A 17,439-nucleotide genomic window follows, 5' to 3' on the forward strand; every position below is an offset into this window, starting at 1 on the left:
GGTGGTACAACACCGAACGCATCCAACAACGACTAAAGGGCCTGACCCCGATGCAATATCGGAATCAGACCCTTGAACCCCTCACCGCCTAGAATTAAACTAGTCCAACTTTCGGGGGCTAGTTCATCTTGGTGGACGGGATCTTCTCGAGCCTTATGTGAGAGCAGTTGAATCAGCTCGATGCGAGGTTACTTGTCGAGCTCCTCGTGGCGACGACGGTTCTCCTCGTTGAGACGCTCGAACATTTCCTTCTGCTCTGCGTGATTGTCGTGCTCGATGCGCTCCGCCTTCTCCACGATCTCTGGGGAATCCGGGGAGAAGAAGCCACCGCGACCAGGGTGACCGGCAGCGCCGAGCTCGTTCATGGTCTTCGGAACGTATGCACCCTGGTACTCCAGCGGAATCGGGTGGCCGTGCTCGTCGACCGGCCCCAGCGGCTGGTGGACCTCGATGAAGCCACCGGATGGCAGCTGGCGGATGGTACCGGTCTCAATGCCGTGCTCCAGAACCTCGCGGTCGGAGCGCTGCAGGGAGACGCACAGGCGGTACGTGATGAAGTACGCGATCGGAGGCAGCAATACCAGGCCGATACGACCCAGCCACGTCATCAGGTTCAGCGAGATCGTGAAGTGCATCGCCAGCAGGTCGTTACCACCGGAGATAGTCAGCAGCACGTAGAAGGTCAGTGCCATGACGCCCAGGGCGGTACGAACCGGAACGTCGCGCGGACGCTGCAAGAGGTTGTGGTGGGCGTCATCGCCGGTGAACTTCTGCTCGATCCACGGGTAGGTGAACAGCAGCACAACCAGGATGCCCAGCAGCAGAGCTACCCAGAACACAGCCGGAATGGTGTAGTTACCGAGGTACAGCTCCCATGCCGGCATGACACGCGCAGCACCGTCAGTCCACAGCATGTAGATATCCGGCTGAGAACCAGCAGAAACCTGGGAGGGGTTGTACGGGCCGAGGTTCCAGATGGCGTTGATCTGGAACAGACCAGCCATCAGAGCAACCACGCCGAAGGTGATCAGGCCGAAGGAAGCTGCCTTCAGACCGAACACCGGCAGAATACGAACGCCGACTACGTTGTTTTCGGTACGACCCGGTCCAGGGAACTGGGTGTGCTTCTGGTACCACACGAGTGCAAGGTGGGCAGCGATCAGTGCCAGCAGGATGCCCGGGATCAGAAGAACGTGGGCGATGTACAGGCGAGGAATAATGATCTCACCCGGGAAGTCGCCAGCGAACATGATCCAGTGCAGCCAGGTGCCGATAACCGGCAGGCCAACCATGATGGCGGACATAATGCGCAGACCAACACCGGAAAGCAGGTCATCCGGCAGGGAGTAGCCCATGAAGCCCTCAGCGACAGAGAGCAGAAGCAGGACACAGCCGATAACCCAGTTCGCCTCACGCGGCTTGCGGAATGCACCGGTGAAGAAGATGCGCAGCATGTGAACCATGATCGACACGGCAAACAGCAACGCAGCCCAGTGGTGAACCTGGCGGATGAACAAACCACCACGAACCTCGAAGGAGAGGTTCAGAGCGGTCTTGTAGGCGGCGGACATCTCTACACCATTTAGAGGTGCATAAGCGCCGTCGTAGATCACCTTCGACATGGAGGGGTCGAAGAACAGCGTCAGGTAAACACCCGACAGGATCAGGATGATGAAAGAGTACAGCGCGATCTCACCGAGCATGAACGACCAGTGAGTCGGGAATACCTTGTTGATTTGCGGGCGGATCAGGCCAGAGGCTGTGTACCGCTCGTCGATGTTGTTGGCCGCTTTAGCAGCGCGGCTCTGTTGTTTAGTGGTCATGAACGACGCTCCCAGAATGCCGGGCCGACAGGCTCGATGAAGTTACGGTCGGCGTACATGTATCCCTCTTCGTCAACCGAGATCGACAGCTCGGGCAGAGCACGGGCTGCCGGTCCGAAGATCGGCTTACCATGCTGCAGTGCATCGAACTGGGACTGGTGGCACGGGCAGAGGATGCGGTTGGTTTGCTGCTCATACAGGGACGTAGGGCAACCGATGTGAGTACAGATCTTGGAGTAGGCGAAGTAGTCGCCGTAGTGGAAGTCCTCCTGGCCTTCGCGCAAGATCGCCTTTGCGGCGTCTGCCTGGCGCAGGCGAATCAACATCACGGCGTTACGCGGGCCGTGGATGGAGTGCATGTGCTCCTCGTAAACGTCGCGGTTCTTGTCGAACTTGTCTCCGTCGTTGACCATCTCCTCGGTCAGCGGGAACACGGTCTCCATCGAAGCCGGATCCAGATCTTCCGGACGCATGCGGATCAGGCGGGAAACACCCTGAGTGCTGTAGTGCCCCTCGTGCTCCTCGGCAATTGCACCGGTATCGCGGCCCAGGTAGACCTTCTCGCCATGCTCCACCAGCGTCCAACCAGTAGTCCACAGGGTGCCGTCACCCTGGATACCCATGGCCTTGGCCTTCCAAGGGTTCTTAATGATGCCGCCGAGCGGCAGAGCGATGGTCAAGCCAGCCAGCACTGCACCAGCACCGGCCAGGCCAGCGATTACCGGACGACGACCCAGTGTGGAGGTCTTCCAGGAATCATTCAGCAGAGCGACCAGAGTACGACGGTCAACTTCCTCAGACGGACCATCGTGGCGAGTCTGCACCGAAATCTCTTCCGGAACGAAGCTCTTGGTGTAGGTAATGATGGCCGCACCCAGCAGCGTGATGCTCAGACCCGCGGTGAGGCCCAGTAGCGGGGTGTAGATCGAGTAGAGCCAGACGCCATCTTCAGCGAGGTGCTTGTACTCCCACGGCCAGAACAGGTAGACACCGATGAAAGCGATACCGAACAGAACCGACAGGGCCAGCATGATGGTGACCTTGCGGCTTGCGCGCTTTTCAGCGGGGTCGTTGGCGATCGGGAAGCGCTCCTTACGGTAGGCAACCGTTACACCGTCGAGCTCAGTACCCAGGCGGGCCAGCTCGTCATCGTTCATCTTCGACAGCTCTTCGTTGCTGTACTTCTTGTTGTGCTCACTCATGACCGCGATCCAATCCACATAGCGAAGGCAACGAGAACCACGATGCCAACGAACCACATCATCATGCCTTCAGTCACCGGGCCGATACCGCCCAGACCAAAACCACCCGGGTTCGGGGTTTCCTTGGCCGACTTCAGGTAGGCAATGATGTCCTTCTTCTCGTCAGCAGTCAGCTGGCGGTCAGAGAACTTCGGCATGTTCTGCGGGCCGGTCAGCATTGCCTGGTAAATCTCCTGCTCGTTGGCAGGAGCCAGAGCCGGAGCGTACTTACCACTGGACAGTGCGCCGCCCTTACCGGTGAAGTTGTGGCAAGATGCACAGTTCAGGCGGAACAGATCAGAACCACGGGCAACATCAGCCGGATCGATCTCGCCGTTCTTGTTATTGGAGCCACGCAGGGACTCCATTGCAATCTCACCGTTAGAGTCGCGGACAATACCCGGGCCGCCACCGTTTGCATTTACGTATGCGGCCAGCGCCAGAGCCTGCTGCTCGGAGTAGCGCGGGTTCTTGCGGCTTGCCTGAGCCTCGTTACGCAGCATCGGCATGCGGCCAGAGTGTACCTGGAAGTACACAGCGCCCTCACCGACACCGATCAGAGAAGGACCACGGTCCTTAACACCCTGCAGGTTTCCACCGTGACAGGTGATACAAGCAACCTCGTAGAGTTCCTTACCCTGCTTGGCCAGTTCCTCCGAGCTCTGCTCAGCAACGGCATTCTGTGCGTCAGGGGTCAATGCGTTGGCTAGGAAGCCCGCGCCCGTCAGCGCGAACAACAATGCCAACGCGCCAGCAAAGGCCTTACGGACCTTCCGGCGGCGGCGTGCCTTGGCGGCACTGCCCTTCGAACCAACGGAGCTCTGCTCCGTGGTCGCGTTGGTGGAGTTGATATCCATCTTGTTCCCTTATTAGTTAGTCAATGGAATTGCGATGGGCTGTAGGCCGACCCTCTTAAGCGAATGTCTTCGTGTTAAGAGGCACCGACCTGGCCGGCCTACTGAATGAAGTAAATAGTGATCCACAGGCCGATCCAGACGACGTCGACGAAGTGCCAGTAGTAGGACACAACGACGGCGGCGGTGGCCTGTGCCGGGGTGAACTTCGACTTGGCGGTCCTCAGCAGCACCACGATGAAGGCAATCACACCGGCGAGCACGTGCGCGCCGTGGAAGCCTGTCGTGATGAAGAAGACCGAACCATAGACGGAGCCCGGGATCGTCGTTCCATGCTGCACCAAGTGAACGTACTCGTAGCCCTGGCCAATAAGGAAGATAGTTCCCAACAGCGCGGACAATGCGTACCACTTGCGAAGCGCGAAGACGTCACCCCTCTCCGCCGCGAAGACGCCCCACTGAGCAGTGAACGAAGAACTGATCAGAATAATCGTGATCGCTGCCGCGAATGGCACGTTCAGCTCAGTGGGCTCAGACGGCCAATTGCCGCCAGAGTTGGCCTTGGACACGAAGTACATCGCGAAAAGGCCAGCGAAAAACATCAATTCCTGAGACAGGAACACAATCGTGCCGACACTGACCATATTGGGTCGGTTCAGTGTCGCAACACGATGTGGTGCTGCCATACCTGGGTTTTCAACTGCGCTCGTCACGCATAACAGTATGGCCGTTTAAAGCCCGATAGTCGATTCACTCCAGCAGTTTTCTGGAAGCTATCTGTAAAATCGCAGGTAAAACCTTGGATAACGCTTAAAGCCCACCCCGTTAGGGGTTAGCGGGAACTTTTATCCTCCCCCATCCGACGAGCTACATAACGACAGGTCAAAACCTACTTTCGTCAAGGGCGGACACGCCGCATACCCCACGATGGGGCTGCTCCCCTCCTACCCCTTTCACCTGAGCGGAACCTTCGAATATCTCCCCTGTAAGGGCGTCAACCCAAAAACTCCCCGTGCTACTACCCAACTAATAGACTGGTTAGTACAGAGCGATTTTGCTTATCACTTCTTTCTAGGACAGAAAGGCGCGTCGAAAGAACCATGGCCCCCACTACCCCACGTCCCGCAGACATCAGCGGTCTCTCCCCCGAACAACTACCGCCAAGCTACTTCACCCGGCCCGGCGTACTGGGGCGACTGGGCAATGGCCAGGAGCTGAGCGAATCGCAGGTGCGCTGGGCAATGCAACAGATCATGGAGGGTCACGCAACCGACGCACAGATTTCGGGATTTGCCTTCGGAATTCGAGTGCGCGGTATTACCGCTGCCGAGCTTGCCGCCGCTGCCGAGACAATGACCAGCTTCGCTACTTCAGTTGACTTTTCGGACGTGCCGAATTGCGTGGATATCGTCGGCACTGGCGGCGACGGTCATCACACTGTGAACATTTCCACAATGGCTTCGTTTATTGTTGCCGCCACGGGTGTTCCGGTAGTGAAGCACGGTAACCGCGCGGCAAGTTCGAAGTGTGGCGGTGCGGACATGTTGGAGGCTCTGGGCCTCGATATCGAGCGCTCTCCAGAGGCTATTCGCGACGACGCACACGAGACAGGTTTTGCCTTCATGTTCGCCAAAACCTACCACCCTGCGATGCGCTTCGCCGCCCCGGTACGCAGCCAGCTGGGCGCGCCAACCATCTTTAACCTCCTTGGTCCAATGACCAACCCCGCCTACCCCAAGTACGGTCTCATTGGCTGCGCTTTCAAGGAGTTCATGCCGATCATGGGTGGCGCTTTTGCCCGTCAGGGCAGCCGCGTACTCGTCGTTCGCGGCATGGACGGTATGGACGAAATCTCGGTGTGCACTCCTACCGAGGTCGTTACTGTTGACGCCGCAGGCCGCACCGGTGAAGAAGTCATTAACCCTCGCAATGTCGGACTCGACTTCTATGAGGATGGCAGCCTTGCCGGTGGCGATGCCAGCTATAACGCGGATGTGGCTGTGCGTCTGATGAAGGGCGAAATCACTGGCGCAATCAAGGATGCTGTCTTGATTAACGCCGCTGGTGCTTTGACGGCTGTGCGCGGATGGGAGGAGAAGGGATTCCAGGAGTCCCTATCTGAGCAAGTAGAGCACGCCCGGGAAGCACTGGAGTCCGGGGCTGCGTGGAAGCAGATGGAAAAGATCGTGGGACGGAAGTTCTAGCACACATAAGGAACTCCCCCTTCCGCTGCAACCTCGTGGGTTGGCGGAAGGGGGAGTTTTTAGTGAAGTGTGAAGTTTAGTGCTTCTCCGGCGGCAGGCCATACTGCAGGTTCAGCATCGTGGTTGCCCAGATCAGCATTGCTGCACCGAAGACAACCAGCCACAGGTGCCACCAGGCCAGACCTGCGCCCATCACGACGATGGAGACGGTCATCCAGAAGGGCCAGATGGAGCTTGCGGAGAAGAAGCCCAGCACACCAGCGCCGTCCTCGATCTCAGCCTCTTCCCAATCATCCGGGCCAATGTCGGTCTTAGACGACGTCAGGTGGAGGTAGCCAGCGAGCATGAAAGCCAGCAGGGTTGCCATCACCAGGCCGGTGCCACCGGCCCATTCAACGCCCATGACGTTGCCTGCATCGCTAACGGAGTGCGTAACGATGAAGTAGAACACCGTGACCACGGTGAAGAAAGTACCTATGCCGTAGAAAAGCTTTGCACCAGAAGTCATTTGCTTTATCTCTCTTTCTTCTTAACCTTGCGCTGCCACTTAAGCGGCGTTGCGATCCTTGTGGTTCTCTTCCGGGCTCCTGGTACCAGTGCGGTCGGAATTGAACGGGTGGGTGGAGGTTGCGTACGGCTGCTCGCCGATGGACTTCAGAGCCTCCGAGTTCGGTGCCTCAGGGTTGTCCTGGCGGAACTTCATGTACTGCTCGAACTTCTCCGGGGAGACAACGCGGAGTTCGAAGTTCATCATTGCGTGGTAAGTACCACACATCTCGGCACAGCGTCCGACGAACGCGCCTTCCTGATCGATGGACTCAACCTGGAAGATACGCTCAGAGCGGTTTGCTTCCGGGTGCGGGAAGACGTCGCGCTTGAACAGGAACTCCGGGATCCAGAAGGAGTGGACAACGTCAGCGGAAGCCAGGTTGAACTCAATCGGAGTGCCGGACGGGACGACCAGAACCGGAATCTCCTGGGTGGTGCCCACGGTCTCGATCTTGTCGAAGTTCAGATAGCTGTATTCATCCTTCGCGCGGCCGTGGATCGGCCCCGGAACCTGCTCGCCGTGCTTGTCCAGCTTCTTAGCGGGCTTCTTGGAATCCTCGGCGCGAGCCTGTGCTTCCTTGTCGGTGCCCTTGTACTCCTGGCCACCGTTCAGCTCTGCAGCAACGTGGCTGTAGCCGAACTTCCAGTTCCACTGGTAGCCAGTGACGTCGACGGTAACCTTCGGATCCTTATCCAGTGCGGTCGCACGATCCTGGGTCTGAACGTTGAAGAAGAACAGGGTACAGATGATCAGAACTGGCAGGGTGGTTAGAACGAGCTCCAGCGGAACGTTGTAACCAGTCTGGCGCGGGAACTCGTCCTCACCGCGCTTGGCGGCCTTCTTCGCGCTCGAGCGGCCCATGTTGACGAACAACAGAACCCACATGATGATGCCAATGATCCAGGCGACAACCCAGACCCATACCCACATGTTGCCCATTTCCTTGGACTCCGGGGTAATGCCCTTCGGCCAGCCCATTCGCAGAGCATCGAAGAACTTGTTTTCCGGTGGGGCGACAGTACAACCAGTCAACACTAGGCCAGCAAGACCCAGTACGCCGGCGAGGCCAATACGGCGAGTCAAACCGTGCTTATTTCGCTGTTCCACGCGAGTTTGCCTTCCTCATTCACACGTCACTTGCGTTGCAAGAACTGGGCTCTCACGCACACCTGCAGTTCGCGCGCGTTAGATAGTCTTACAACAACTTCACTTAAAGAACCTTAGACCATTGACAGGACATTGCCACCATCACGGAAGCGGAAATTCCCTTTTCGGGGTTGGCTACCGCTCCCATTGCCCCCACACGGGTTAGGCGGGAGCCCACACATGTGTGACTCCCGCCATAGGTAGGCCTGAAGAGGCACTCCTCAGAGTGCCTCACCCTTCTTGCTTAGAGCTTGTTGATCTCAATTGTGCCCGCCGCTCCGATGTTCCGGAGGTTGGCGCGTGCTAGGTCGACCATGCGTCCCACGCCACCGTCAAACACAGTGCGCGTAGCGGAGCGTGAGAAGCCCATCATCATCTCCCAGGTGATGTTCGGCGGCAGGCTCAGAGCGTTCGGGTCAGTAACGACATCCACCAGCACCGGCCCGTCATAAGCCAAGGCTTCCTTGATGCCCTTCTCGACATCCTGCGGATCCTCGATTCGGATCGTTTTAATGCCAATGGCCTCAGCGATCTTGGAGAAGTTCACGTGCTCGTGGTCAGTCTCATGTTCCGGCAGACCAGCGACCATCATCTCGAGCTTCACCATGCCCAGCGAGGAGTTGTTAAACACTACGATATTGACGGGCAGATCGTGGAGCTTTGCGGTCAGTAGTTCACCCATCAGCATGCCCAAACCACCGTCGCCGGAGAAGGAAATCACCTGGCGGTTCCGGTCCGCAGCCTGTGCGCCGAGTGCCTGCGGCAGCGCATTGGCCATCGTGCCGTGGCGGAAGGAGCCGATCTCCGTACGCTTACCATTCGGCGTGATGTAGCGAGCGCCCCATACATTGCACATACCGGTATCGATAGTGAAGATGGCATCTTCAGCTGCAAGACGGTCAATGGTATCCGCCACATACTCCGGGTGGATCGGCTTAGACTTGCCAGCCTTCTTCGTGTAGGCATCCACCACATGGTTCAGTGCACGAGCATGGTTACGCAACTGCTTATCCAGGAAGCTACGGTCAGTCTTTTCCTCGATGTGAGGCAGGATCGTATCAATCACAGCTCCGACGTCACCGACGACCGGGTAATTAATGGTTGTGCGGCGGCCAATGTGCGAGCCGTCGATATCCACCTGCGCCACGTTTCCGCTTGGCAGGAAGTCGTTGTATGGGAAGTCTGTGCCCAGCAGGATCAGCAAATCCGCGTCGTACATCGCTTCTCGGGCTGCTCCATAGCCCAGCAGACCGGACATACCGACGTCGAACGGGTTGTCGTACTGAATGTGCATCTTGCCGCCGAAAGCGTGGCCAATGGGAGACTTAATCTTCTCCGCAAGCTTGAGCACTTGCTCTCGGGAGTTCTTGACGCCCTCACCGCAGAACAAGGTGACAGTCTTAGCATCGTTAATAGCCTTGGCCAGGCGGGCTGCTTCCTCAGCATCCGGGTACAGCACGGGGCGACCCTTGGCATACACCGAACCGATAAAGCCTTCTTCCTCGATCGCCTGGGAGGATACATCGCCGGGGATAACCAGCACGCTTACACCGTTGCCAGCAAGGGTGGACTGGATCGCGTTGTGCAATACCTTGGGACCCTGCGCGGCAGAGTTAATCATCTCGCAGTATCCAGAGCACTCCTGGAAAATCTGCTCCGGGTGAGTCTCCTGGAAGAACTGGGTGCCGATCTGCACGCTCGGGATGTGAGAAGCAATGGCCAGAACCTTTGCACCATTTCGATGGGAATCGTATAGCCCCTGGATCAGGTGAGTATTGCCAGGGCCACAGGAAGCAGCACATACTGCCAATTCACCGGTAACGAGGGATTCAGCACCAGCGGCGAAGGCCGCAGATTCCTCGTTCCGAACGTGGATCCATTCAATAGAGGATTGACGAACCTCATCCACAATGGGGTTGAGGCTATCGCCTACCAATCCGAAGATTCGCTTAACGCCTTGATTTTCAAGAGTCTTTACTAATTGTGCTGCGAAGTTTGTTGCCATGCCACAAGGTTACGCGTGGCTATTCGGTAGCGCATTGGTTGCTGTAAAGTCTCACAGAATCCCAATTCTGTAATACAAATCACTTTTGAACGTAGGGATCCCCAGCAAACGAGCTTTCCCCGCCGTGGCAACTAGCCCACCTCTACCCCGCCCGCGTAAAGTCTGAACGCATGTGTGGATTGCTTGGAATCATTGCGGCGAATAACGACGCGGAAAACTTTGTCGATGCAGTAGAGGGTGCACTGCCCTGCATGCACCACCGTGGCCCGGACGATAGTGGCACCTGGCATGACCAAGATGTTGTCTTCGGCTTTAACCGGCTCTCCATCATCGATCTGGAGCACTCTCACCAGCCACTCCAGTGGGGCCCAGAGGACGAACCAAACCGTTATGCACTGACGTTTAACGGCGAGATCTACAACTATGTGGAGCTTCGAGAGGAACTCGAGCAAGCGGGCTATTCCTTTAATACTGAGGGTGACGGAGAGCCGATTGTTGTTGGCTTCCACCACTGGGGTGCCGACGTGGTGAATCATCTCCGCGGCATGTTTGGCTTTGCTGTGTGGGATTCCAAGGAAAAGAAGCTCTTTCTGGCTCGCGACCAATTCGGCATCAAGCCGATGTACATCGCCACTACAGAGGCGGGCACCGTTTTCGCCTCGGAGAAGAAGTGCATCCTGTCGATGGCCGAGCAGCTGGGGTTGAACCTCGACCTGGATATCCGCGCAATCGCTCACTACACGGATCTGCAGTACGTGCCGGAGCCGGAGAGCCTGCACAAGCACATTCGCCGTTTGGAATCCGGCAGCTATGGCTTCGTGGCACCCGGTGGCCAGATCGAGGAAACTCGTTGGTTCGAGCCTCGCTTCCCCGTTAAGAAGGTTGCAGCAGGCGATGAAGAAGCCGTTTTCCAGCGTATCGCGGAGGCCTTGGAGGATTCCGTGGCCAAGCACATGCGCGCAGACGTGACGGTCGGCTCCTTCCTTTCGGGAGGCATCGACTCCACCGCCATCGCCGCACTGGCAAAGCGTCACAACCCGGATCTGCTGACCTTCACCACCGGTTTCGAGCGTGAGGGGTACTCCGAGGTAGATGTAGCCGCCGAATCTGCCGCCGCCATCGGAGCCGAGCACATCGTGAAGGTCGTGAGCCCCGAGGAATATGCCGAGGCTATTCCGAAGATCATCTGGTACCTGGACGATCCGGTGGCCGATCCTTCTCTGGTTCCCCTGTACTTCGTTGCAGCCGAAGCCCGCAAGCACGTGAAGGTCGTGCTCTCCGGCGAGGGCGCCGACGAGCTCTTCGGCGGCTACACGATCTACAAGGAGCCGCTCAGCCTGGCACCTTTCGACAAGATCCCCTCCCCGCTGAAGCGAGTACTGGCTAGCGTGGGTAACGCGCTCCCCGAGGGCGTGCGCGGCAAGTCCCTGCTGCAACGCGGCACCATGCCGATGGAGGATCGTTACTACGGCAATGCGCGTTCCTTTAACTACCAGCAACTGGAGCGCGTGCTCCGCGAGATCCGCCCAGAGTGGGATCACCGCGAGGTCACCGCGCCGATTTACGCGAAGTCGCAGGACATGGATCCGGTTGCCCGCATGCAGCACCTGGATCTGTTTACCTGGATGCGCGGAGACATCCTGGTTAAGGCCGACAAGATCAACATGGCTAACTCCCTGGAGCTACGCGTGCCTTTCCTGGACAAGGTCGTTTTCGACGTGGCAGAGACTCTCCCCCACGAACTGAAGATCTCCCACGGCACTACCAAGTACGCCCTTCGTAAGGCTCTGGAACGTATCGTTCCCCCGCATGTTCTACACCGCAAGAAGCTGGGCTTCCCCGTGCCTATGCGCCACTGGCTCGCGGGCGATGAACTCTACGGCTGGGCCAAGGAGAACATCGAAGCTTCCCAGACCGACCACCTTTTCAACAAGGCCGAAGTCTTAAAGATGCTGGACGAGCATCGAGTGGCCATGAATACCGGCTCCGGCCCGGATCACTCGCGTCGCCTGTGGACCGTCATCGCGTTCATGGTCTGGCACGGTATCTTTGTCGAGGATCGTATCCACCCGAAGATCGATCAGCGCCAGTACCCGGTCGACCTGTAGAAGACCCCAAAACGCCCCCGAAGGAGTTCATCCCTCGGGGGCGTCAATAGTTTAAGGGCCTAAGCGAACTAGGCTAGCTGTTTAACTAGCTGCTTAGCTGAAGGAATCACCACAGGCACAGGAACCGGTGGCATTCGGATTATCGATGGTAAAGCCCTGAGACTCGATGGTGTCCGCAAAATCGATCTTCGCGCCCACCAGGTACGGGGAAGACATGCGGTCTACGACCAGATTCACGCCGTCGTACTCGTCAACTAGATCGCCATCCAGGGAACGATCATCGAAAAACAGCTGGTAACGCAGGCCGGCGCAGCCACCTGGCTGCACTGCGATACGCAGGGAAAGATCGTCGCGGCCCTCCTGTGCCAGCAGTGCGCTGGCCTTCTGCTGAGCGGCCTCGGTCAGCTCCACACCGGTGACCTTCTCCGGAGCAGTCATGTTGGTCCTCCTCATTCAACAAAAATGGCTTTACTCACAAGCCTTTGTTCACAAGCTACGCTTCATTGTTTCACAACGCCACTGCCCGTCCGCTTTATTCCCATGTTTGTTTCCTTCTTTATTGCAGTCTTAATTGCAGTAACTCCGCCACTGGGTTTTGGGTTTTGTTCCTCTGTGCTCCTGATCTAGCCTGTTACATGTGAAAATGCCATGGACAAAGCAGGAAAAGGCCACCACAACGGCTGACGTAGTTAGCGACGCAGACGAGGGCGTCGCAAAGCCAGAAGCAAAGGCAGAGGCAGAGACAAAAGGCGCGGCAGAGTCTCAGGAAAAGACCTCCAAGGCATATACGCCGAAGAAGGGCAAAGCGACCCCGAAGCGCAACGACCAGGAGCGCAAGCACGGCGTACGCCGTAGTGCCTACTCCGCCCCCAAAACGCCGGGCGAGGCCCGTAAGCAGCGCAAAGAACTCAAGGCCTCCATGTCCAAGGAAGAGTACAAGGCCATGAAGCAGCGCCAGCGGGACGAGGCGAACCGCGAACGCCGCCGCGCCAACGAGCGCATGATGGCTGGCGACGAGGACTACATGATGGATCGCGACAAGGGTCCGGAAAAGCGCTTTGTCCGCGATTGGGTCGATTCCCACCGTTACTTGTTGAACTTCTTCCTGCCGATGGCTGTGTTCGTTATCGCCATCATGATCTTTGGCATGTCCAATCCGAACGTGGCCAACTTGGCTTCCCTGGTGATGATGGTCGTGTTCCTCATCATGCTCGCCGAAGGGTTGTGGCTCGGTCGCCGCGTTAACCGTGAAGTCAACGAGCGCTTCCCGGATAACCCACACGGCAAGTTCTCGCTGGGCATGTACGCCTTTACCCGCGCGACTATGATCCGCCGCCTGCGCACCCCCGCCCCGCAGAAGCAGGTCGGCGACAGCGTCTAGTCAACATCTACACTTGTCCCCATGGCACCTTCGACCTCCGCTCCGATTTTCCCACCGATCGTCCCTCCGGACGAGGCAGCTCGTAGTCGTGCTGCGCAGCTCCGCAGTACAGCGCCGACTGGCGCAGGAATTCCGGCTGGGTCGCTAGGGAAGCTCGAAGATATTGCAGCTTGGGTGGCGGCGTGCCAAAACACCGCTCCCGCCGCCGCGCTGGATGCTGCGCGGATGGTGCTGGTCACGGGCGATCACGGAGTGGCCGAAGCACACCCGGAGATCTCAACTCTTCCCGCTGATTTCAACTCCCAGGTGCGCGACGGCATTCTCGACGGGCAAGCTCCACTCGTGGATGCCTGCAGGTCGGCGCAGGTCGCTCTTTCTCTTATCGACGCCGCACCGGATAAGCCCTCCGGTTCCATCGATACCGTGGATGCTTTGAACCCAGAAGAGTATGACGTTCATCTGGCGCGTGGCGTGCGGATCGCTGACGAGGAGGCTGACCAGGGCACATCGATCCTTTTGTTGGGTGATTTTGGACGCGGGCTCACCACCGTCGCCGCTGCCGTGATCGGCAGCGTGTGCAGCGTGGAGCCGGTGAAAATCATCGGCCGTGGTTCCGGTATCAGTGATGAATCGTGGAAGACGAAGGTCGCGGCTATCCGCGACGCAATGTTCCGCGTGCGCGATGACAAGGCTGTAGCTGCACGAGTTTTGCAGCGAATCGGTTCGGCGGATCTGGTGGTAATGGCGGGCATTTTGGCGCAATCCGCGGTCCGCCGCACGCCGGTGATTTTCGACGGCGTGGGCGCGACTGCTGCCGCTTTGTGCGCGCAAATGTTGGCGCCGGGTGCGGCTGCGTGGTGGATGGCCGCCTCACCGGGAACGGAGCCCGCTACTCTTTCCGCACTGAATGCGCTGGGGCTGGAACCGCTACTGGACTTGAAGATCGGCGCTGGCCAGGGACTCGGCGCCGTATTGGCGCTCCCTATGGTGCGCTACGCGGTGGCTGCCTGCTCTACCAACGTATAAAGCCAGCCGTGCTTATCGGCGACGCGGCCGTTCTGAATGCCCGTCAGCTGCTCGCGCAGGCGCATCGTCACAGGGCCAGTCTGGCCACCATTCACCTGGAACTCGCCGGACTTGTCCTTGACAGTACCGACCGGCGTAACGACTGCAGCGGTGCCACATGCAAATGCTTCGGTCATGACTCCGGACTTGGCAGCTTCCTTCCACTCGTCGGTGGAGATACGACGTTCCTCGACTTTGTATCCCAGGTCGCGTGCCAACTCCAGCAGGGACAGGCGGGTAACGCCCGGGAGTAGCGAACCGGACAGTTCCGGAGTAACTAGCGTGACCCCGCTGCTCCCCTGCTCGCCGTCTTCGCTACCGAAGACAAACGCCAGGTTCATGCCACCCATCTCCTCGATGTACTTGTGCTCGGTTGCGTCCAACCACACGACCTGGTCACAGCCTTCCTTCTGCGCGGAAGCCTGTGCCGCCAGGGATGCTGCATAGTTTCCAGCGAACTTCGCCGCACCGGTGCCACCGGGGGCGGCACGGGTGTAATCAGTGGACAGCCACACACTGACGGGGTTGATACCACCGGAGAAGTAGGCGCCAGCCGGGGAGGCAATCACGAAATAGGTGTAGCTGCTGGCCGGGTGCACGCCCAGGCCGATTTCGCGAGAGATCATGAAGGGGCGCAAGTATAGGGATTCCTCGCCGCCTCCTTGCGGAACCCAGCACTGGTCGATCTCCACGATCTGTCGCAGGGACTCCAGGAACAGCTCTTCCGGCAGCTCCGGCATGGCCATGCGGGTAGCGGAGTTCTGGAAACGACGAGCGTTTTGCTCCGGGCGGAAGGTGACAATCTTGCCATCCTCACCGCGATAAGCCTTCAGGCCTTCAAAGATGGCCTGCCCATAGTGGAACACGCTGGATGCTGGGTCCATCTGAATCTGCTGGTAAGGCTCCACACGGGCGTTGTGCCAGCCTTCGTCGACCGTCCAGTCGATAGCAACCATGTGGTCGGTGAAGTGGTTGCCGAACCCCGGTGCGGTGAGAATTTCGGCGATTCTCTCCTCAGTTGTCGGGTTCTCGTTGCGAGTAACGGTGAACTCCACCGGAGAAGCGTTCTGCTGTGCCTGTGAGTCTGTCTTCGGAGTGCTAGTCATGCACACCAGCGTACTCCGCCCCAGTTGAAAAGTGTGAGGAAGCTAACAATTCTTTTCATTAACCCCAGGGTTTTTGCACCCTCAGCCGTCGCGCAACTGTTTCTGGGTATTGTGAAAACAGTGAATAGAGACAGTGAATAGAGATCTTGTGCAGACGCACAAGCCGGCGCACAAGACGGCGCACAGAGCGACGTCATTAACGCCGTCCAAGACTTCGAAGGAGCAGTCGAAACAGTTATGACCACCAACATCACTGGCCTTCCCTCCCGTGGCCACATCCCGCAGATGTCGCTGGTTCAAACCAATTCCACGTTGGACGATGGCGCGACCGAAACCCCCTCGGTCATCGATACGCTGGTCATCCCGGTCTTCGAAGGTGAGGCTGGTCTGGAGCTCACCGGTGCTCCTATTGACGCCCTCACGGCCGAACAGCAGCTGGAAATGTGGAAGCTGCTGATCTCCGTAGGCGCAAAGGGCACGGCTGGTGAGGTCACGGTGGTACCGAACCTGTCAGCTGCGTCGCGAACCGATGTCGTTTCCACTGGCACCCTCTCCGCACAGCTACAGGAGTCCACGCAAGATCCGCAGACCGCCGGGGGCGTCGTCGAGGCCGGCGATGGAGTGCGTGGCCCGGAGAAGATCCTGGCAATCGGTATGGGACCAGCAGATGAAGTATCCGCGGAAGACGTCCGCGTGGCCGCAGGCGTGGCGTCGCGAAACATTAAGAACCCCAGCGCCAACCCTGCTGAAGGTGCCGACGGCGCACAGGGACAGGCACGTGGTGCGCGCGTCGTAAGTGCACTAGGGCTTCTCGGCGCAGAAGCCGCTTTGGTCGGCCATGCACTGGGCGCCTACGAATACCGCGGGCTGAAGTCGGTGACATCAACCCCGGCAATTGAATCGATCGAGGTGCTAACCGCTGAGGATCCGGCAGAGCTCCTCGAGCACGCGCTGGCAACGGTGCGCGCGGTGGCACTGGCGCGCGACCTCGTGAATACTCCCTCCAACGTGCTGTACCCCGAAAGCTATGCTGCCATCATCTCCGAGGCTGTTCAGCACGCGGACATCAGCGTCGAGGTGCTAGACGACGCAGCGCTGGAAGAGCAGGGGTTCGGCGGCATTCTGGGAGTAGGTAAGGGTTCTGCCCGTGGGCCGCGCCTGGTGCGTCTGGACTACAATCCTGACAAGATCGCCGATGATTCCCCGCGTGTGGCGCTGGTCGGCAAGGGCATCACCTTCGATACCGGCGGCATTTCCCTCAAGCCACCGGCAAAGATGTGGAACATGATCTCGGACATGGGCGGCTCCGCAGCAGTAGTTGCAGCAGTGATTGCCGCCGCCGAATTGAATATTCCCGTTCACGTCACCGCGACCATCCCGCTGGCAGAGAATATGCCCGGTGGAAATGCCACCCGGCCAGGCGACGTGCTTCGCCACTACGGTGGCACCACCACCGAGGTGTGGAACACCGACGCGGAAGGCCGCCTAGTACTGGCCGACGCAATCGTGCGAGCCTGCGAGGACAAGCCGGACTACCTGATTGAAACCGCCACCTTGACCGGTGCGCAGATTGTGGCCCTGGGCGAACGCACCCCGGGCATTATGGGGTCCATGGATTTCCGCGATCGGGTAGCGATGGTCTCCCAGCGGGTCGGCGATGCCGGTTGGCCCATGCCCCTGCCCGCGGAGCTGGGCGAAGCGCTGAAATCTGACGTGGCAGATATCAAGAACATCTCTGGTAACCGCTGGGGTGGCATGTCCGTGGCCGGCCACTACCTAAAGAAGTTCGTCCCCGAAGGCGTGCAGTGGGTGCACATTGACGTTGCTGGCCCGGCATACAACGATGGCGCCCCCTACGGCTACACACCGAAGCGCGCCACCGGCTCTCCAGTACGCACGATCATCGCGGCACTGGAAGACATTGCGCTTAAGGGCTAGCGTTCAAGGGCTAGGCAG

15 protein-coding genes are annotated in these 17,439 nt (G+C 58.7%); 6 read left to right on the forward strand and 9 right to left on the reverse strand.

The window, feature by feature from the left end:
• The coding region (locus ACUY2T_RS01480; protein WP_434821247.1) for an IS3 family transposase at window positions 1–92 on the forward strand (92 nt) is incomplete at its 5' end.
• 96 nt (window positions 93–188) lie between these two features.
• On the opposite strand, the gene qcrB is transcribed toward ACUY2T_RS01480, so the two are convergent.
• The 4 genes from qcrB to ctaE form a co-directional block, all read right to left on the reverse strand.
• The gene (gene qcrB / locus ACUY2T_RS01485; RefSeq protein ID WP_293791360.1) at window positions 189–1,823 is read right to left on the reverse strand and encodes a cytochrome bc1 complex cytochrome b subunit; all 1,635 of its coding nucleotides are present in this window, start codon (window positions 1,821–1,823) and stop codon (window positions 189–191) included.
• The gene (gene qcrA, locus ACUY2T_RS01490; protein ID WP_448307169.1) at window positions 1,820–3,025 is read right to left on the reverse strand and encodes a cytochrome bc1 complex Rieske iron-sulfur subunit; all 1,206 of its coding nucleotides are present in this window, start codon (window positions 3,023–3,025) and stop codon (window positions 1,820–1,822) included. Before qcrA ends, qcrB begins: the two co-directional genes overlap by 4 nt.
• Complete coding sequence (qcrC, locus tag ACUY2T_RS01495) at window positions 3,022–3,921, reverse strand: cytochrome bc1 complex diheme cytochrome c subunit (protein WP_293791362.1); 900 nt, start codon at window positions 3,919–3,921, stop codon at window positions 3,022–3,024. Before qcrC ends, qcrA begins: the two co-directional genes overlap by 4 nt.
• 98 nt (window positions 3,922–4,019) lie before the next feature.
• Window positions 4,020–4,631, reverse strand: coding sequence for an aa3-type cytochrome oxidase subunit III (ctaE, locus tag ACUY2T_RS01500; protein WP_293791363.1), 612 nt, complete (start codon window positions 4,629–4,631; stop codon window positions 4,020–4,022).
• Window positions 4,632–5,018: 387 nt separating this feature from the next.
• Here ctaE and trpD point away from each other — a divergent pair, with 387 nt between their 5' ends.
• Window positions 5,019–6,122 (forward strand): anthranilate phosphoribosyltransferase, encoded by a 1,104-nt coding sequence (gene trpD, locus ACUY2T_RS01505; RefSeq protein WP_448307172.1) that lies wholly within the window; start codon window positions 5,019–5,021, stop codon window positions 6,120–6,122.
• Window positions 6,123–6,198: 76 nt separating this feature from the next.
• On the opposite strand, the gene ctaF is transcribed toward trpD, so the two are convergent.
• The 3 genes from ctaF to ACUY2T_RS01520 all read right to left on the reverse strand — a co-directional run bounded on the left by ctaF (window position 6,199) and on the right by ACUY2T_RS01520 (window position 9,823).
• A complete protein-coding gene (ctaF, locus tag ACUY2T_RS01510; protein WP_448307173.1) occupies window positions 6,199–6,630 on the reverse strand; it encodes an aa3-type cytochrome oxidase subunit IV in 432 nt (143 codons plus the stop codon).
• A 39-nt stretch (window positions 6,631–6,669) separates the two neighbouring features.
• The gene (ctaC, locus tag ACUY2T_RS01515) at window positions 6,670–7,779 is read right to left on the reverse strand and encodes an aa3-type cytochrome oxidase subunit II (protein ID WP_448307175.1); all 1,110 of its coding nucleotides are present in this window, start codon (window positions 7,777–7,779) and stop codon (window positions 6,670–6,672) included.
• A gap of 283 nt (window positions 7,780–8,062) precedes the next feature.
• Window positions 8,063–9,823, reverse strand: coding sequence for a pyruvate dehydrogenase (locus ACUY2T_RS01520; protein WP_448307177.1), 1,761 nt, complete (start codon window positions 9,821–9,823; stop codon window positions 8,063–8,065).
• Between the two features lie 170 nt (window positions 9,824–9,993).
• Here ACUY2T_RS01520 and asnB point away from each other — a divergent pair, with 170 nt between their 5' ends.
• Complete coding sequence (asnB, locus tag ACUY2T_RS01525; RefSeq protein ID WP_448307178.1) at window positions 9,994–11,931, forward strand: asparagine synthase (glutamine-hydrolyzing); 1,938 nt, start codon at window positions 9,994–9,996, stop codon at window positions 11,929–11,931.
• A gap of 93 nt (window positions 11,932–12,024) precedes the next feature.
• Here asnB and ACUY2T_RS01530 read toward each other — a convergent pair whose 3' ends face one another.
• On the reverse strand, window positions 12,025–12,369 hold the full coding sequence (locus tag ACUY2T_RS01530; RefSeq protein WP_293791760.1) for a HesB/IscA family protein: 345 nt from the start codon (window positions 12,367–12,369) through the stop codon (window positions 12,025–12,027).
• 205 nt (window positions 12,370–12,574) lie between these two features.
• Between ACUY2T_RS01530 and ACUY2T_RS01535 the strand changes: the two genes are divergently transcribed.
• Complete coding sequence (locus ACUY2T_RS01535; protein WP_448307180.1) at window positions 12,575–13,312, forward strand: DUF3043 domain-containing protein; 738 nt, start codon at window positions 12,575–12,577, stop codon at window positions 13,310–13,312.
• A gap of 21 nt (window positions 13,313–13,333) precedes the next feature.
• Window positions 13,334–14,338 (forward strand): nicotinate-nucleotide--dimethylbenzimidazole phosphoribosyltransferase, encoded by a 1,005-nt coding sequence (locus ACUY2T_RS01540; RefSeq protein WP_448307181.1) that lies wholly within the window; start codon window positions 13,334–13,336, stop codon window positions 14,336–14,338.
• Here ACUY2T_RS01540 and ACUY2T_RS01545 read toward each other — a convergent pair.
• Complete coding sequence (locus tag ACUY2T_RS01545) at window positions 14,305–15,483, reverse strand: branched-chain amino acid aminotransferase (RefSeq protein ID WP_293791764.1); 1,179 nt, start codon at window positions 15,481–15,483, stop codon at window positions 14,305–14,307. The two genes, ACUY2T_RS01540 and ACUY2T_RS01545, sit on opposite strands and share 34 nt — an antisense overlap.
• Before the next feature lie 237 nt (window positions 15,484–15,720).
• Here ACUY2T_RS01545 and ACUY2T_RS01550 point away from each other — a divergent pair, with 237 nt between their 5' ends.
• A complete protein-coding gene (locus ACUY2T_RS01550; protein ID WP_448307183.1) occupies window positions 15,721–17,421 on the forward strand; it encodes a leucyl aminopeptidase in 1,701 nt (566 codons plus the stop codon).
• Window positions 17,422–17,439 lie beyond the last annotated feature (18 nt).

Source organism: Corynebacterium sp. 22-2729, from assembly GCF_053479475.1.

Excerpts from the sequence above, each read along its gene's own strand:
- qcrB (WP_293791360.1), bottom strand. The coding sequence starts at position 1,823 with ATGACCACTAAACAACAGAGCCGCGCTGCTAAAGCGGCCAACAACATC.
- qcrA (WP_448307169.1), bottom strand. The coding sequence starts at position 3,025 with ATGAGTGAGCACAACAAGAAGTACAGCAACGAAGAGCTGTCGAAGATG.
- qcrC (WP_293791362.1), bottom strand. The coding sequence starts at position 3,921 with ATGGATATCAACTCCACCAACGCGACCACGGAGCAGAGCTCCGTTGGT.
- trpD (WP_448307172.1), top strand. The coding sequence starts at position 5,019 with ATGGCCCCCACTACCCCACGTCCCGCAGACATCAGCGGTCTCTCCCCC.
- ctaF (WP_448307173.1), bottom strand. The coding sequence starts at position 6,630 with ATGACTTCTGGTGCAAAGCTTTTCTACGGCATAGGTACTTTCTTCACC.
- ACUY2T_RS01520 (WP_448307177.1), bottom strand. The coding sequence starts at position 9,823 with ATGGCAACAAACTTCGCAGCACAATTAGTAAAGACTCTTGAAAATCAA.
- asnB (WP_448307178.1), top strand. The coding sequence starts at position 9,994 with ATGTGTGGATTGCTTGGAATCATTGCGGCGAATAACGACGCGGAAAAC.
- ACUY2T_RS01530 (WP_293791760.1), bottom strand. The coding sequence starts at position 12,369 with ATGACTGCTCCGGAGAAGGTCACCGGTGTGGAGCTGACCGAGGCCGCT.
- ACUY2T_RS01535 (WP_448307180.1), top strand. The coding sequence starts at position 12,575 with ATGCCATGGACAAAGCAGGAAAAGGCCACCACAACGGCTGACGTAGTT.
- ACUY2T_RS01540 (WP_448307181.1), top strand. The coding sequence starts at position 13,334 with ATGGCACCTTCGACCTCCGCTCCGATTTTCCCACCGATCGTCCCTCCG.
- ACUY2T_RS01545 (WP_293791764.1), bottom strand. The coding sequence starts at position 15,483 with ATGACTAGCACTCCGAAGACAGACTCACAGGCACAGCAGAACGCTTCT.
- ACUY2T_RS01550 (WP_448307183.1), top strand. The coding sequence starts at position 15,721 with ATGACCACCAACATCACTGGCCTTCCCTCCCGTGGCCACATCCCGCAG.